Source organism: Rhodoferax mekongensis, from assembly GCF_032191775.1.
GTDB lineage: Bacteria > Pseudomonadota > Gammaproteobacteria > Burkholderiales > Burkholderiaceae_C > Allorhodoferax > Allorhodoferax mekongensis.
The window spans coordinates 2,004,508-2,019,819 of the sequence record NZ_CP132507.1; the positions used below are offsets into that span (position 1 = coordinate 2,004,508).

Annotated in this window: 12 protein-coding genes and 4 riboswitches; of the genes, 4 read left to right on the forward strand and 8 right to left on the reverse strand. The window is 61.6% G+C overall.

Going from position 1 to position 15,312, the window contains the following annotated elements; all coding sequences use genetic code 11:
- Window positions 1-34: 34 nt before the first annotated feature.
- Complete coding sequence (locus tag RAN89_RS09715) at window positions 35-718, forward strand: hypothetical protein (RefSeq protein WP_313866142.1); 684 nt, start codon at window positions 35-37, stop codon at window positions 716-718.
- A 685-nt stretch (window positions 719-1,403) separates the two neighbouring features.
- On the opposite strand, the gene RAN89_RS09720 is transcribed toward RAN89_RS09715, so the two are convergent.
- From RAN89_RS09720 to gcvT, 6 genes are all read right to left on the reverse strand, one after another.
- On the reverse strand, window positions 1,404-1,904 hold the full coding sequence (locus tag RAN89_RS09720) for a hypothetical protein (protein ID WP_313866143.1): 501 nt from the start codon (window positions 1,902-1,904) through the stop codon (window positions 1,404-1,406).
- Window positions 1,905-2,018: 114 nt separating this feature from the next.
- The gene (locus RAN89_RS09725; RefSeq protein WP_313866144.1) at window positions 2,019-3,407 is read right to left on the reverse strand and encodes an L-serine ammonia-lyase; all 1,389 of its coding nucleotides are present in this window, start codon (window positions 3,405-3,407) and stop codon (window positions 2,019-2,021) included.
- Window positions 3,408-3,440: 33 nt separating this feature from the next.
- Window positions 3,441-4,664, reverse strand: a complete 1,224-nt coding sequence (locus RAN89_RS09730) for a D-amino acid dehydrogenase (protein ID WP_313866145.1) — start codon at window positions 4,662-4,664, stop codon at window positions 3,441-3,443.
- A gap of 65 nt (window positions 4,665-4,729) precedes the next feature.
- Window positions 4,730-4,842: riboswitch (glycine riboswitch) on the reverse strand.
- Between the two features lie 11 nt (window positions 4,843-4,853).
- Window positions 4,854-4,950: riboswitch (glycine riboswitch) on the reverse strand.
- Between the two features lie 78 nt (window positions 4,951-5,028).
- Window positions 5,029-7,920 carry an aminomethyl-transferring glycine dehydrogenase gene (gcvP, locus tag RAN89_RS09735; protein ID WP_313866146.1) on the reverse strand — a complete coding sequence of 964 codons (2,892 nt, stop codon included), beginning with the start codon at window positions 7,918-7,920 and terminating at the stop codon, window positions 5,029-5,031.
- Window positions 7,921-8,020: 100 nt separating this feature from the next.
- Window positions 8,021-8,392 (reverse strand): glycine cleavage system protein GcvH, encoded by a 372-nt coding sequence (gcvH, locus tag RAN89_RS09740; protein ID WP_313866147.1) that lies wholly within the window; start codon window positions 8,390-8,392, stop codon window positions 8,021-8,023.
- Window positions 8,393-8,513: 121 nt separating this feature from the next.
- Window positions 8,514-9,674 carry a glycine cleavage system aminomethyltransferase GcvT gene (gene gcvT, locus RAN89_RS09745; RefSeq protein ID WP_313866148.1) on the reverse strand — a complete coding sequence of 387 codons (1,161 nt, stop codon included), beginning with the start codon at window positions 9,672-9,674 and terminating at the stop codon, window positions 8,514-8,516.
- Between the two features lie 82 nt (window positions 9,675-9,756).
- Window positions 9,757-9,891, reverse strand: a riboswitch (glycine riboswitch).
- Between the two features lie 20 nt (window positions 9,892-9,911).
- A riboswitch (glycine riboswitch) is annotated at window positions 9,912-10,008 on the reverse strand.
- Between the two features lie 78 nt (window positions 10,009-10,086).
- Between gcvT and RAN89_RS09750 the strand changes: the two genes are divergently transcribed.
- Complete coding sequence (locus RAN89_RS09750) at window positions 10,087-10,806, forward strand: 1-acylglycerol-3-phosphate O-acyltransferase (RefSeq protein WP_313866149.1); 720 nt, start codon at window positions 10,087-10,089, stop codon at window positions 10,804-10,806.
- Between the two features lie 2 nt (window positions 10,807-10,808).
- On the opposite strand, the gene RAN89_RS09755 is transcribed toward RAN89_RS09750, so the two are convergent.
- Window positions 10,809-11,672, reverse strand: coding sequence for an alpha/beta hydrolase family protein (locus tag RAN89_RS09755; RefSeq protein ID WP_313866150.1), 864 nt, complete (start codon window positions 11,670-11,672; stop codon window positions 10,809-10,811).
- A gap of 62 nt (window positions 11,673-11,734) precedes the next feature.
- Window positions 11,735-13,426 (reverse strand): electron transfer flavoprotein-ubiquinone oxidoreductase, encoded by a 1,692-nt coding sequence (locus RAN89_RS09760; RefSeq protein ID WP_313866151.1) that lies wholly within the window; start codon window positions 13,424-13,426, stop codon window positions 11,735-11,737.
- A 137-nt stretch (window positions 13,427-13,563) separates the two neighbouring features.
- Between RAN89_RS09760 and RAN89_RS09765 the strand changes: the two genes are divergently transcribed.
- A complete protein-coding gene (locus RAN89_RS09765) occupies window positions 13,564-14,346 on the forward strand; it encodes an SDR family oxidoreductase (RefSeq protein WP_313866152.1) in 783 nt (260 codons plus the stop codon).
- A 57-nt stretch (window positions 14,347-14,403) separates the two neighbouring features.
- The gene (locus tag RAN89_RS09770) at window positions 14,404-15,294 is read left to right on the forward strand and encodes a DMT family transporter (RefSeq protein ID WP_313866153.1); all 891 of its coding nucleotides are present in this window, start codon (window positions 14,404-14,406) and stop codon (window positions 15,292-15,294) included.
- Window positions 15,295-15,312 lie beyond the last annotated feature (18 nt).

The window sequence follows — 15,312 nt, forward strand, 5'->3', positions numbered from 1 at the left end:
CAGTCGTACTTTGGTAAAGCTTGTACCCGCACGTATGCAACGCAAACACATTCTGGCTCTCTTGGCCGTCATCCTCGTCGCGCTCGTCATAGTGCTATTGCTGCCGCATGGTGAGCTGGTGCAAACGCTGGCGGCTGTGCCCATCTTCGGCGCGCTGTCTGCGGTGGTGGTGGACATCCTGCGTGAGCAGGCCAAGCGCCAGCAGGATAACCAGCTCTCCGAATCCCAGCAGCGGTTTTCACTCGCGGCAGGCTCGCACATGGCGTCTACCGCCTTTGACAAGCACGTGGCCTTTTGCGAGGAATATGTGGCTGAAGTCTTGTCCGCATTGCGGACCCTGTTCCGCGAAGGGCCCACACAGGAAGCCCTGGACCACTCCGACCGCCTGCTGCAAATCAAACAGAAATACGTGCTCTGGATCACCCGCGATGTAGAGGCCCGGCTGGAACCCTTTGAGCGGGCCCTGCGCCGCATAGGCGCCAACGACCGCGCCGAGCGTTTGTTTCCAGGTGGCGAAGGTCACATGGCGCGAATGAAAGAAACCTACCGCCAGTTCGCCGAAGTGCTGGGCACCGAGCACATGGGCACCGAGTGGGAAGGCGAACCCATCACCGATGTAGCCGCCGTCAGCCGCGTCGTGGCGCAGCTGCGCGACATATTGGGTGTAGAAGAGCTGACCCGCCTGCGCGCGGCCATCGTGCGCAACGCGCTGGCTTAGCGTGTGAAAGTGCCTGGTGCGATTGATCATGCCAAGGGATTATCGAGGCGAAGTTTTAAATGATTTCGGCCTCTGGCGCTCATGGAATATGCGCGGGCAGCTATTGATTTAGGAGCTATGTATCCTTGTTAGTGCTGAGAAAGTACTTAAACTGGATACTGTTTAAGCAAGTGATAGATGTCGAAAATTCGCGGTCAATCTCTCCGTGCAAATTCTTGATTGCGCCAGATTGCTGCTAACCAGATTACCCCCATTACTGCCGTTGTTGTTGCTGCCGGTCCCCAAACCCCGTTCAATTGCGCAAGCCGATAACTCCAGTCCAATCGAGACCCCCATAGAGTCCGCCAGACGTACGGCAACACAGAAACCGAGCCGACGATTGCACCTGAAAGCAGAAAGTGCCATGCCGCTGTAAGGCGTAAGCGTAAAAGAAGCCATAGGGCCCCGGCAAGTAGCAGAGGCATGGGCATGAAAAGAACAATCACAAAGCCGGGCATCACCATGCCGGCGGCAATCCATTCGCTAGCGGTGCATCCTGCAGGGCCAATACACGCAACGAGCGAAAACGCAAACATCGCCATTAAGGGCAGAGAGATAAGCGAGATCGATAAACGTTTCACTTTGGTCCTAACGGGCTTTGGATACCAAACTGGTCTTTAGCAAAAAAACTCGAAACGCGCTGGCTTCAAGGCCAGTCGCTGACTGCGCTGCACGCGCCCACATGCACGATGCCGGCGCGGCTGTCGTTGGGCACAAACACTTGGGTCTGGGCTGTCTTGGGGTAGATGCTGCCATCGGCACACTGCGCACTTTGGGTAGTGCCAATCACCAGCTGGCTGCCGGGCCGCACCTGGCAGGACACCACTTTGTTCAAAGGGCTCCACTCGGGGCAGATGGCATTGTCCGCACGGTACTGCTCTTTGGTGCCCGAAGGTGGCTGAAGGGACCACCAGCCGCCCCATTGGGTGTAGGGCTTGTCGGCATCAAACACCCGGTACAGCACCACCGGTGCGGTGACCGCGAGCACCTTGGCTTCGCACACGCCTCCTTTGTCGCTGGGCAGTCGGACCATGGCCATCAAGGCCGGGTTGTCGGAGGCTTGCACGCCTTGTTCAGGAGCCTGCGGGGTGCCGACGCACGCCACGCCGTCCACCCCCACCGGGTGCGCTCGTTGGCAGGCTCGCACAGCCCGTCAAAACAACGGCTGTCGTTAACGCAAACAACGCACTTTTGAGCATGACCCGACTCCCTTGAAGTAAACAGGAATTGTGCCTTCGCGAGGGCGCTCAGGCCATGCCGATCAGCACTCCACGATGTTTACCGCCAGCCCGCCGCGGGCTGTCTCTTTGTATTTGGTCTTCATGTCCGCGCCGGTTTCGCGCATGGTCTTGATGACCTTGTCCAGGCTCACGAAGTGGCTGCCGTCGCCTCGCAGCGCCATGCGGGCGGCGTTGATGGCTTTGACCGAAGCAATCGCGTTACGCTCGATGCACGGAATCTGCACCAGCCCTCCCACCGGGTCGCAGGTCAGGCCCAGGTGGTGTTCCATGCCGATTTCGGCGGCGTTCTCCACCTGCTCGGGTGTGCCGCCCATCACCGCACAAAGGGCGGCGGCGGCCATGCTGCAGGCCACGCCCACTTCGCCTTGGCAGCCCACCTCAGCGCCGCTGATGGAGGCGTTCTCTTTGTACAGGATGCCGATGGCCGCAGCGGTCAGCAAAAAGTCGATCACACCGGCATCACTCGCGCCCGGCACAAAACGGCTGTAGTAGTGCAGCACGGCGGGGATGATGCCTGCTGCCCCGTTGGTGGGTGCGGTGACGACGCGGCTGCCTGCGGCGTTTTCCTCGTTCACGGCCAGGGCATAGAGGTTGACCCAGTCCAGCACCTGCAGCGGATCACGCAAGGCCTCCTCAGGTTTGGACACCAGCGCATCACGCAGGGCCTTGGCACGGCGCTTGACCTTGAAGCCGCCCGGCAGCACGCCCTCGGTCGCACAGCCGCGCTTCACGCAGTCTTGCATCACATTCCAGATGCGCAGAAGGCCGGTGTCGATGTCGGCATCGCTGCGCCAGTGCTGCTCGTTGCGGCGCATCACCTGGGCAATGCTTAAGTCTTCGCGGCGCGCAACCTCCAGCAGCATTTCGCCGCTGGTGAAGGGCAGGGGCAGCACGGTGGCGTCCGGAGCGATCACCTTTTGGCGGCTGCCGTCGGCGGCCACTTCGTCGCTCACGATAAAGCCGCCGCCGACCGAGTAGTACACCCGGTTGGCCAGCTCTTCGCCAGCCGCATCCAGCGCCACCAAACGCATGCCGTTGGCATGGAAGGGCAGGGGCGCGCGCATGAAGAGCAGGTCGTCTTTTTCGTTGAAGGCAATCGCGTGCTGCCCCGCCAGCTGGATGCTTTTGTTGCCGCGTATGTCGGCCAGCGTGGGGGCAATCTGCTCTACCTCCACCGTGTCCGGCTCCAGGCCGGAGAGGCCCAGCAGCACCGCTACATCGCTGGCGTGGCCCTTGCCGGTGGCGCCTAGTGAGCCATGCAGCCAGCAGCGCACGGTGGTGGTGCGCGCCAGCAGCCCCTCGTGCTGCAAGCGGCCTACAAACAGGCGGGCCGCCCGCATGGGCCCCACCGTGTGCGAGCTGCTGGGACCGATGCCGATTTTGAACAGGTCGAATACGGAGACTGCCATGGTGATGTCCTAAGGGCGATGAGAAATGGTAGATCAGGCCGGCAGCTGCTGGTGCACATGCCCGGCCAACTGGTGGGCGGTGATGGCCGAGAGCGTCCAGCCCAAGTGGCCGTGGCCGGTGTTGTAGAACACGTTGTTGCGCTTGCCGCGGCCCACGCGGGGCATCATGTTGGGCATCATGGGGCGCAGACCGGCCCAGGGTTCGCAGCGGCGGGTGTTCACACCGGGGAAGAGCTGGTTCACCCAGGCAATCAGCGGGCGGATGCGGTCAGCGCGGATGTCGTAGTCAATGCCGTTGTACTCGGCGGTGCCTGCCACGCGGAAGCGGTCTGCCCCGAGACGGCTGGTGACGAGCTTGGTCTCGTCGTCCAGAAGGCTGACCCAGGGCGCGGCTTGTTGGCTGGCTTCGTCGTTCAGTTGCACAGTGATGGAATAGCCCTTGACCGGGTAGATGTTCAGCCGGTCGCCCAGCTGCGCCGCAATGCCGCGGCCATGCACACCGGCGCACACCACCACGCCGTCAAACCGATGGGTCTCGGTGCCGCCCTCGTGTTGCAGCTCCAAGGTGGCCACCGTGCCGTCGGTGCTAGCGCTGGCGACCTGGTGGCCGTAGAGCGTGGTCACGCCCAGGCGTGCACAGGCTTGCGACAGGCCGTGGGTGAACTTGTGGATGTCGCCGGTGGAGTCGCTCTCGGTGTAGTAACCGCCGTAGTAAGTGCCTTGCAGGGTGGGCTCGATATAGCGCATTTCTTCCGGTGTGACGGTGCGGCGCGAGAGGCCGCCCGCGGCCAGCATGGTGGAGACCTTGCCCGCGTGCTCAAAACCTGCCTTGTTGCGGTAGATGTGCAGGATGCCTTTGCGCTGGTGGTCGAAGTCAATGCCCTCCGCCTGCGCCCAGGCAAACAGGTGTTCGCGTGCTGCAATGGCCAGGCGGGTGGTGGCTTCGGTGTTCTCGCGGTATTTTGGGATGGAGGCCACAAACTCGGTCATCCAGCTCAGCTTGTGCCAGGTGGGCGCGGGGTTCATGAGCAAGGGGGCGTCTTTGGTGAACATCCATTTCAGCCCCTTCACGAGGGTGCTGGGGTGGGTCCAGACCTCGGCGTTGGAGGCCGAAAGTTGGCCGCCGTTGGCATAGGACGTTTCCATGCCCGCGTAGCGGTTCTTCTCGATCAGGGTGACCTTGTAGCCGGCCTTGGCCAAGGTGTAGGCGCTGGTAACGCCGGTGATGCCGCCGCCGATGATGGCAATGTGTTTCATAAAGAGCTCTCTCGCAAATCAGTCGCAAACATTGAAGTCGCCCACCCGCACACCATGTGCAGGTGACGACCCCCTCTGTTTGAGACCTGAGAGATTCACCCGCTGTCTTGTGGACGGCGGGCTTGCTCCTGCGGTGTGCCGGCGGACAAGTGCGCGGCAGCTCTTCAGAGTGCAAAGGGACTTTCGTCCCAGATCGCAGCGGTCCTGGGTGCCTGAGAGTTTCCGGGGTGGTTGCTCCTTCGGCGCTGCTGCCCGGGTGGGCGGCAGGCTCTCCCGCTGCGATGCCGGGGCCAGCCCGGCAAGGGCGGCGGCATGCAATGCACAGCCGCCCTGAAAACCATGGTGAATGGTCGATGCAGCTCCCTTAGGACGCGGCGTATTCACCCACCGGAACGCAACTGCAGAACAGATTGCGATCGCCATACACGTTGTCCACCCGACCTACGGTAGGCCAGTATTTGGCCGCCTTCAGGGTCGCTACCGGGAAGGCGCCGACCTCACGGCTGTAGGGGCGGTCCCACGCGGCGCCGATCACACTGGCAGCGGTGTGGGGAGCATGCTTCAAAGGGTTGTTGTCCTGGGGCCAGACGCCGGCCTCGACTTGCGCAATTTCGCCACGGATGGCGATCATGGCGTCGATGAAGCGGTCCAGCTCGGCCAGTGTCTCGCTCTCGGTGGGTTCCACCATCAAGGTGTTGGGCACGGGGAAGGACAGCGTGGGCGCGTGGAAGCCATAGTCCATCAGGCGCTTGGCCACGTCCTCGGCCATCACGCCGCAGGTTTCCTTGAAGTGGCGCAAATCCAGGATGCACTCGTGCGCCACGTGCCCATTGGCCGATGCGTAAAGCGTGGGGTAGTGGTCGGCCAGGCGGGCGCTGATGTAGTTGGCGCTCAGGATGGCCACTTCGGTCGCTTGCTGCAGGCCGTCCGGGCCCATCATGCGGCAGTACATCCAGCTGATGGGCAGCACGGCTGCGTTGCCCAAAGGTGCGGCGCTCACCGCGCCTGTGCCGGGCACACCGCCGGTAGCGTGGCCGGGCAGGTACGGCACCAGGTCTTCCACCACGCACACAGGGCCCACGCCGGGGCCGCCACCGCCGTGGGGGATGCAGAAGGTCTTGTGCAGGTTCAGGTGGCTCACATCGCCGCCGAACTCGCCGGGAGCCGCAGTGCCCACCAATGCGTTCATGTTGGCGCCGTCCACATACACGCGGCCGCCGTGCTGGTGCACCAGGGCGCACAGCTCTTTGACCGAAGTTTCAAACACACCGTGGGTGCTGGGGTAGGTGATCATCACCGCCGCCAGGTTGGCGCTGTGCTGCTCGCACTTGGCCTGCAGGTCGGCCATGTCCACGTTGCCGTTGTCGTCGCACTTGGTGACCACCACCGTCATGCCGACCATCATGGCGCTGGCAGGGTTGGTGCCGTGTGCGCTGCTGGGGATCAGGCAGATGTTGCGGTGGCCCTGGCCACGGGCCTCGTGGTAGGCCTTGATGACCAACAAGCCAGCGTATTCGCCCTGGCTGCCCGCGTTGGGCTGCAGGCTGATGCCTGCGTAGCCGGTGGCGGCGCACAGCCAGGCGCGCAACTGCGCGTCCAGCTCGGCATAGCCTTCGCGCTGGTCAGCGGGTGCGAAGGGGTGGATGTTGGCGAACTCGGGCCAGGTGATGGGGATCATCTCGCTGGTGGCGTTGAGCTTCATGGTGCAGGAGCCCAGCGGGATCATGCTGCGGTCCAGCGCCAAATCTTTGTCACTCAGCATGCGGATGTAGCGCAGCATGCCGGTCTCGGAGTGGTGGGTGTTGAACACCGGGTGGGTCAAAAACTTGCTGGTGCGACGCAGTTCCGCGGGAATGCGCGGCGCTGCAGTGGCTTCAAAGTCCTCGACCTTCGGCGTCGCCTGTCCGGGCTCTGCAAAGAAAGACCAGATCAGCGCCACATCCTCGCGTGTGCTGGTTTCGTCCAGCGACACGCAGATGTAGTCTTTCCAGGCTTTTCGCACGTTGGCGCCCATGGATAGTGCGCGGGCAGCTATCGAATCGGTAGCGCCATCGGTCTTCATGCACAAGGTGTCGAACGCCGTTTCGTGGTGCATGGCGGTAAAGCCCAGCTTGGCCAGGCCCTGTGCCAGGATGCTGGTCAAGGTGGCAACGCGGGTGGCAATGCGGATCAGGCCTTCGGGGCCATGGTAGACCGCGTACATGCTGGCCACGACGGCGGGCAGCACCTGCGCAGTGCAGATGTTGGAGGTGGCTTTTTCGCGGCGGATGTGCTGCTCGCGGGTTTGCAAGGCCAGGCGGTAGGCCGGGTTGCCATGCACATCCACACTCACACCCACCAAACGGCCGGGCAAGGAGCGCTTGTACTCATCGCGGCAGGCCATGTAAGCGGCATGCGGGCCACCATTGCACAGGGGCATGCCGAAGCGCTGGGTGGTACCGACCACGATGTCGGCGCCCATTTCGCCTGGGGATACCAAGAGTGTCAGGGCGAGAAGGTCCGCAGCCATGATGACCACGCCACCTTTGCTCTTGTACTTTTCAATCCAGGCGCGGTCGTCGCGGATCACGCCATCCACGCCGGGGTACTGCAGCAGGACCGCAAAGCTCTCGTTTTCCAGCGCTTCTGGTCCTGAGCAGGTGCGCACTTCAATGCCCAAGGGCATTGCCCGTGTCTGGATGACTTCGAGTGTCTGCGGCAGCACCTGGTCGTCCACGTAAAACACATTGCTCTTGCTCTTGACCGAGCGTTTGGCCAGCGTCATGGCTTCGGCAGCGGCTGTGGCCTCGTCCAGCATCGACGCATTGGCAATGGGCATGCCGGTCAGGTCGCACACCATGGTCTGGAAGTTGACCAGCGCTTCCATGCGGCCCTGGCTGATCTCGGCCTGGTAGGGCGTGTAAGCGGTGTACCAGGCGGGGTTCTCCAGGATGTTGCGCAGGATCACGCCGGGGGTGTGGGTGCCGTAGTAGCCCTGGCCAATGAAGCTCTTGAGTACCTTGTTTTTGCCTGCAACCGCCTTGAGTTCTGCAAGCGCAGCTGCCTCGGTGATGGCCGCCGGAATCGCCATGGCGCTCTTGCGCGCAATGCTGGCAGGCACGATGCTGGCAATCAGGTCGCTGCGCGACTTTTCGCCGATGGCTTGCAGCATGACGGCTTCGTCATCCGCAAAGATGCCAATGTGGCGGGCCTGGAATTCGCTGGCGTTTTCCAGCTGGGCCAAGGTGGGCGTGGATGTGGTGGCAGAAGTGGACATGGCGGTGGCGTTCGGTGGTGGTCGGTTCACACAAACGGGTAGCCTGCTGGTTCAGGGCCGGCTCCCGGAGACTTCGCAGGCGGGGCCTGCGATGCGGCGTTTAAGCGTTGGCGGAAAACGCGGTGTAGCTGGTTTCGTCCATCAGGCCGTCGAGTTCGGCCGGGTTGGACAGCTTGACCTTGAAGAACCAGCCGGCACCCAGCGGGTCGGTGTTGGCCAGCGAAGGGTCATCGCGCAGGGTTTCGTTGACCTCAAGGATCTCGCCGGTGACGGGCATGTAGACGTCGGCAGCCGCCTTCACGGACTCGACCACGCCGGCCACGGCCTTGGCGTCAATGCTGGCGCCCACGGCGGGCAGATCCACAAACACCACGTCGCCCAGCGCGTCCTGCGCGTGGTGGGTGATACCGACGGTGGCGATATCGCCTTCGACCTGGAGCCATTCGTGATCGGCTGTGTACTTGATAGACATAACGTTCTCCTGAAACTTGAAAAAAGGGTTTGCGGTAAAGGGTTGAACCACCGGAACTGGAACCTGCCAGACGCCACTGTAGCGGCTGAATGTGCAGTTTTCAGTCTCTAGCAGCCTTGGATCAGCCGCGGTAGTAGTTGGTGGGCACAAAGGGCATGGCGCTGACCACCATGGGCACCGGCTTGCCGCGGACTATGGCCACCACCGGGGTGCCCAAAGCCGCCAGCGAAGCGTCGATATAGCCCATGGCCACGCACTGGTTAACGGTGGGGCCGAGCAGACCGCTGGTGACTTCGCCGATACGGTTGCCCGCGCCGTCTTGCAGCTCGGTGTGCTCGCGCACCGGAATGCGCTCCTGCGCAATCAGGCCGACCCGCTTTTTAGTGCCTTTTGTGCCGCTGGCGCCCGTGGAATCTGCGAGAGCAGCTAGGATTTTTGTAGCGCATGGGAATCCGCCTTCGCGTGCGCCACCGGTGCGGCGCACCTTCTGGATGGCCCAGTTCAGGCTGGCTTCGACCGGTGTGGTGCGGGTGTCAATGTCGTTGCCGTACAGGCACAAGCCGGCTTCCAGGCGCAGGGAGTTGCGGGCGCCCAAGCCGATAGGTTGCACTTCGGGTTGCGCCAGCAGGGCGCGGGCCAGGGCCTCAGCATGGTCGTTGTGGACCGAGATCTCAAAACCGTCTTCCCCGGTGTAGCCGCTGCGGGTGAGGAACACGTTGATCTTTTGGGTGCCGGTATCGACCGTGAAGTCTCCGCCCGTCATGAACACCAGCTTTTCCACGCCGGGGGCCAAGCGGGCCAGCGCCGTCACCGCCTGGGGACCTTGGAGGGCCAGCAGCGCGTAGTCGGGCAGGGGGTTGACCTGGCAGCGCTTGCCGATCTGGGCTTGAATGTGGGCTATATCCCCCGCCTTGCAGGCACCGTTCACGATGACGAAGAGTTCGTCTTGCGCCTTTTTGAAGAACATCAGGTCATCAATGATGGTGCCCTCTTCGGTGAGCAGCAGGCCGTAACGCTGCTTGCCCACGGGCAGATCGATCACGTCTACCGGCATCAGGCTCTCAAACGCCGCGCAGGCGTCCGGGCCCCTCAGGCGCAACTGACCCATGTGGGACACATCAAACAGGCCGGCCGCTTTGCGCGTGTGGTGGTGTTCGGCCATCAGGCCGGTGGGGTACTGAACCGGCATGGAATAGCCGGCGAACGGCACCATGCGCGCGCCCAGCTCGATGTGCAGGGCGTTGAGCGGTGTGGTCAACAAGGTGGTGTCATTAGCGGACATGGCGGCGATCCAATTAGTCCCGGCGCAATGCACCGGAGGGGCAAATCAAACCCGGATGCACGCTGACTCGCGCCCATCCGGTGCTGCCCCCGCTGTCCGCTTTACCTGAGAGATTCGCCGGGCCTGCGTGCACGGTGTGGCGTGCGCAGACTGCGGGTTGCTCCTTCGGTGGTTTGCAGGCCGCTGTGCGGTGCAAACTCTCTCCAGTGGGGTGTTGCCGCCGGCGCAATGGCCGGGTGGCAGTTGTCAGTCCTTTTGCCTGAGCGTTCAGACCGCTGCAATCAGCCGTCCTGCGCCTTCGGCGGCCCGTAATGGGCTCTCTCCTGAACGGGATGGATTCTAAACCAGCCAAAGCGCTGGCGGGCCACTTGTTACCATTCGGCGGACATTTGCCCATTTTTACCTTCTTTGCATGCTTTACCTTTTAAGGCTGGTGCTGATCAGCATCCAGTTCCTGCTGGCCTCTGTGGTCAACCTCCTGATTTGTTTTGCTAGGCCCTTCAATCCCGACAATTCCCGGCTCTCGGGGTGGATGTTTTCAGTCCCCGCGCTGAAGATTCTGGGTCTGAAGATGTGCCTGGAGACGGAGGGCTTGAAAACCCAGCCCAACCCCTTTGTGATCGTGGCCAACCACCAGTCCAACTGGGACTTGTTTGTGCTGGGTTGCGCGGTGCCACGGCGCACGGTATCGCTGGGCAAAAAGAGCCTGAAGTGGATTCCCTTTTTCGGCCAGATTTACTGGCTGGCCGGCAACATCCTGATCGACCGGGATAACGCAGTCAAAGCCAAGGCGGCCATGTTGCACACTACGGTGGTGATGCAGGAGCACGACACGTCGATCTGGGTGTTTGCCGAAGGCACCCGCAACCTCGGCCGGGGCATGCTGCCGTTCAAAAAGGGCGCCTTCCAGATGGCCATTAACGCGGGCGTGCCCATCGTGCCCCTGTGCTGCAGCAACTACAAAAAGACCATGCGCCTGAACCGCTGGAACAGCGGCAACATCATCGTCAAGACACTGGCACCCATTCCCACCACGGGCGTGACGCTAGACGACATGCCTGCCTTGATGGAGAAATGCAGGGCGCAAATGGAGGCGTGCATCGCCGAGCTGGACGCCCGCGCCGCCCTCTGAATTCAGCGGGCAGTCTGATGCTCGCCGAACCAGCGGAGCACGTCGTTCCACAAAGGCTGTGCCTGTCTGCGGAAGTAGCCCATGTGGCCGATGGGCCCTATGCCCTGTTGACCGGGGTGGATGTCTACCTTGCTCACGGTAGTGTTGCTGTAGGCGGCCATAAAGGCATCGCGTGACGCGGGTGGCGCCCAAAGGTCATCGGTCGCATTGGCGGCGATGATGGGGGTGCGCACCCGCCCGAACAAACCGGCCACATGCTGCATGCCGGGGTCATCAAAGAAGTAGCGCGGAAACTTGCACCAACGCTTCCAGTCCCGGTAAACGCCTAGTGGCAAGTCCTCGCCCATCTGGAGCTTGCTCCAGGCCAGATAGCCCTTCCAGCGGGTGAGCAGCGGGCCGATGACGTGCCACATCAGCAGCACCTTGAATTGCTCGGTACGTGGCATCCAGCCGTGCCAGCCCGCCCCGGTGGCAAAGGTATAAAACCGCGCGACCTTGTCGTGGTTGGGGAGCAGGCCGAATGCATGGCCACCGAACGAGTGCCCCACCATGAACAGAGGAACGGTGTCATCCGCCATGGCGTCTACCGCAGCCGCAACATCGTGGAAGGCCCAATCCAGATAGTCCATCTGAAAGCCGCGCAGTTCGGCGGGTTTGGAGAGGCCAATGCCGCGGTAATCCACCGTCAGGGTGGTGTAGCCCTGCTGTGCGGCGAAAAGTGCGAAGTTCTTGTAAAACAGCTGCGGAACGCCAGTGGCACCTGCGACCACCAGATGCCCGCGCAGAGGGCCTGTTGCTGGGTAACGCAAGGCCTGCAGGGTGTAGCTGTCGCGGGTCGTGAGGGTCAGGGCTTCTGGTGTGTTCATGGGCTGCCTCGATGTCCAAAAAAACGGGACCCTGAGGTCCCGTTCGTGCTTTCAAGCGTGTTTTACATGCCCGCGTAGTTAGGGCCGCCACCGCCTTCAGGCGTAACCCAGACGATGTTCTGGGTCGGGTCCTTGATGTCGCAGGTCTTGCAGTGCACACAGTTCTGGGCGTTGATCTGCAAGCGGTCGGTGTTGTCTTCGTTCTTGACGAACTCATACACACCGGCCGGGCAGTAGCGGGCTTCGGGGCCCGCGTACTTGGCCAAGTTGATGTTCACAGGCACCGAGGCGTCCTTGAGCGTCAAGTGCGCGGGTTGCTGCTCCTCGTGGTTGGTGTTGCTGATGAACACGCTGCTCAAGCGGTCGAAGGTGAGCTTGCCGTCCGGTTTGGGGTAGACGATGGGCTTGCACTCGGCCGCAGGCTTGAGGTAAGCGTGGTCGGGCTTGTCGCGGCGCAGGGTCCAGGGGATGTGTCCGCGCAGCACGAATTGTTCAAAACCGTTCATTAGCGTCGCGGTGGTCAGGCCGTACTTGAACCAGTTTTTAAAGTTGCGGTCTTTGTTCAGTTCGGTGTGCAGCCAGCTCTTATCAAACGCTTCGGGGTAAGCGATCAGCTCGTCGTGCTGGCGTCCGCCCACCACGGCGTCATAAGCCGCTTCTGCGGCCAGCATGCCGGTCTTGATGGCGGCGTGGCTGCCCTTGATACGACCAACGTTCAGATAGCCTGCATTGCAGCCGACCAGGCAGCCACCGGGGAATACCGTTTTGGGCAGGGCATTGATGCCGCTGGCGTTGATGGCGCGAGCGCCGTACGACAGGCGCTTGCCGGTGATCTCACCTTTGTCGTTCTCGAAGTAGTAACGCACATTCGGGTGGGTCTTCCAGCGCTGGAACTCTTCAAACGGGCTGAGATAGGGGTTGCTGTAGCCCAAGCCTGTGACAAAGCCCAGAGCGACCTTGTTGCCCTCGAGGTGGTACAGGAAAGCGCCACCGTAGGTGTCGGACTCCATGGGCCAGCCGGCGGTGTGCATCACAAAGCCGGGCTTGTGGCGGCTGGGGTCGATTTCCCACAACTCCTTGATGCCGATGCCGAAGCTTTGCGGGTCGCGACCCTCGTCAAGCTTGTATTTGGCGATGAGCTGTTTGCCCAAGTGGCCGCGGGCGCCTTCAGCAAACACGGTGTATTTGCCCAGCAGCTCCATACCAAGCTGGAAGCTTTCCATCGGCTCGCCGTCTTTGCCCACCCCCATGTTGCCGGTGGCCACACCCTTGACGGAGCCATCGTCGTTGTAAAGCACTTCAGCCGCAGTGAAGCCGGGGAAAATTTCCACGCCAAGACTCTCCGCTTGCTCTGCGAGCCATTTGGTGACAGCGCCCAGGCTGATGATGTAGTTGCCATCGTTGTGCGCGAAGGGCGGCAACACCATGTTGGGCACGCGAAAGCCGGACTTTTCGCTCAGGAAAATATAGGCGTCGTCAGTCACCGGTTGGTTCAGGGGGGCGCCCAAGGCCTTCCAGTCGGGAATCAGTTCGGTCAGCGCTTTGGGGTCCATGATCGCGCCGGACAAAATGTGTGCGCCGGGCTCAGAGCCTTTTTCGAGTACGACCACCGAAACATCGGTGCCTTTCTCGGCCGCCAGCTGTTTGAGGCGTATCGCTGTTGCCAGACCGCCGGGGCCTCCACCAACGACGACCACGTCGTATTCCATGGATTCACGGGGGCCGAATTGAGCCAGTATTTCCTGGTTTGTCATGGGGAGTCTCGCTTAATAATGGGTGGTCTTCTTGTCAGCGTTCGCGCGCTGGAGCGCACGCGACCGGCAGCAGATTTTATTCGCTGATTTTCAAAAAAAGAACGACCGTTCTTTTTTAATTTGTGGAGGCACTCTAAATGGCATACAGCATCGATCTTTCCGGGCGCATTGCTTTCATCACAGGTGCTTCCGGCGGGCTGGGGGCGCAGTTTGCCCGCACCTTGTCGGCAGCTGGCGCCGCCGTCGTGTTGGCCAGCCGCCGCATCGACAAGCTCAAGGACTTGCGCGCCGAAATTGAAGGGCAGGGCGGTGATGCCCATGTCATCGAATTGGATGTGACCGACCACGATTCGATCAAGTCGGCGGTAGCCCATGCCGAGACGGAGGTGGGCTCGATTGACATCCTTATCAACAACTCCGGGGTAAGCACTACGCAGCGCCTCCAGGACGTGAGTCCGGAAGACTACGACTTCATGTTTGACACCAATGTGAAAGGTGCCTTTTTTGTGGCCCAGGAAGTCGGCAAGCGGATGCTGGCCCGCGCAAAAGGTGCTGCACCCGGCAGCTACACCGGCGGACGCATCATCAATATCGCGTCCATGGCGGGACTGCGGGTGTTGCCCCAGATAGGGGTGTATTGCATGAGCAAAGCGGCGGTGATCCAGATGACCAAGGCCCAGGCGTTGGAGTGGGGCAAGTTCGGGATCAACGTCAACGCGCTGTGCCCGGGCTACATCGACACCGAGATCAACCACCACCATTGGCAGACTGAGGGCGGTCAGAAACTGGTGCAAATGCTGCCGCGCAAGCGCATCGGCCACCCGACCGACTTGGACGCCATGTTGGTGACTCTGTGCTCTGACCAGAGCCACTTTATCAATGGAGCGGTGATTGCGGCGGATGATGGATTTGGAATTTGAGTTCCGCCGGAGGATAAAGAGTCGTTTGCCAGTCATGGTGGCTGTTTGCTAGCCGGGGTGATTGCCGGTCTGGCGGCCGGTGCCCTGTGGGGCTTGGTGTTTGTGGCGCCTGCGATGGCACCGGGTTTGTCACCGGTAGATCTCACAGCCGGACGCTTTGTAGTTTTCGGTCTCACATCGCTGTGCATGATCGGCTTTGGCCGGTTGAATGGAAGTTCACGTCTGCCTAGCCTGAAGCAAGCGGGGACTGCACTGCTACTGAGCGTATTGGGCTTCTCCGGTTATTACCTGCTGCTGGTCTACGCCATCCGGGATGCTGGTGTGGAAGTGCCCACCATGATCATCGGGACCATTCCCGTGTGGGTGATGTTGCTCGGTAAGCCTGTGGGGTTGCGCTGGCGCAGCCTGATTCCGGGCTTGCTACTCACACTGGCAGGTGTCACCACAATGATGGCGGCTGAAAGCAGTGGCAGCGACATTCAAATGCACGGTTGGATATTCTGGCGCGGGGTGCTTTATGGCTTGTCGGCCATGGTCTTGTGGGTGGCCTTCGCGATCATCAATTCGGCTTGGCTCAAACAGCACACCAATGTGAACTTGAGGGACTGGACAAGTTGGATGGGCATCAACGCTGGCTTGGCGGCGTGGTTGCTGTGGGTGGCCTTGGGAACACCTGCTGAAGACCTGCTGGCGCACGCAGATGTTGCGCGGGCAGCTATGGTTTGTATAGCAACGGGCATCGGTTCAGCATGGATCGCGGCCGTGCTGTGGAATTTTGCCAGCCGGCGATTGAGTGCCAGTTTGTGCGGGCAACTTATCGTCTCTGAAACTTTGTTCGCACTCGTCTATGCGTTTCTGGTGCACGGAGACTGGCCCTCCGCCTTGCAATGGCTGGCCAGTGCGATTTTCATCTTGGGGATGGTGTCTTCGATCCGGGCGCACCGATAAGGGTTGCACGCCCGGAGC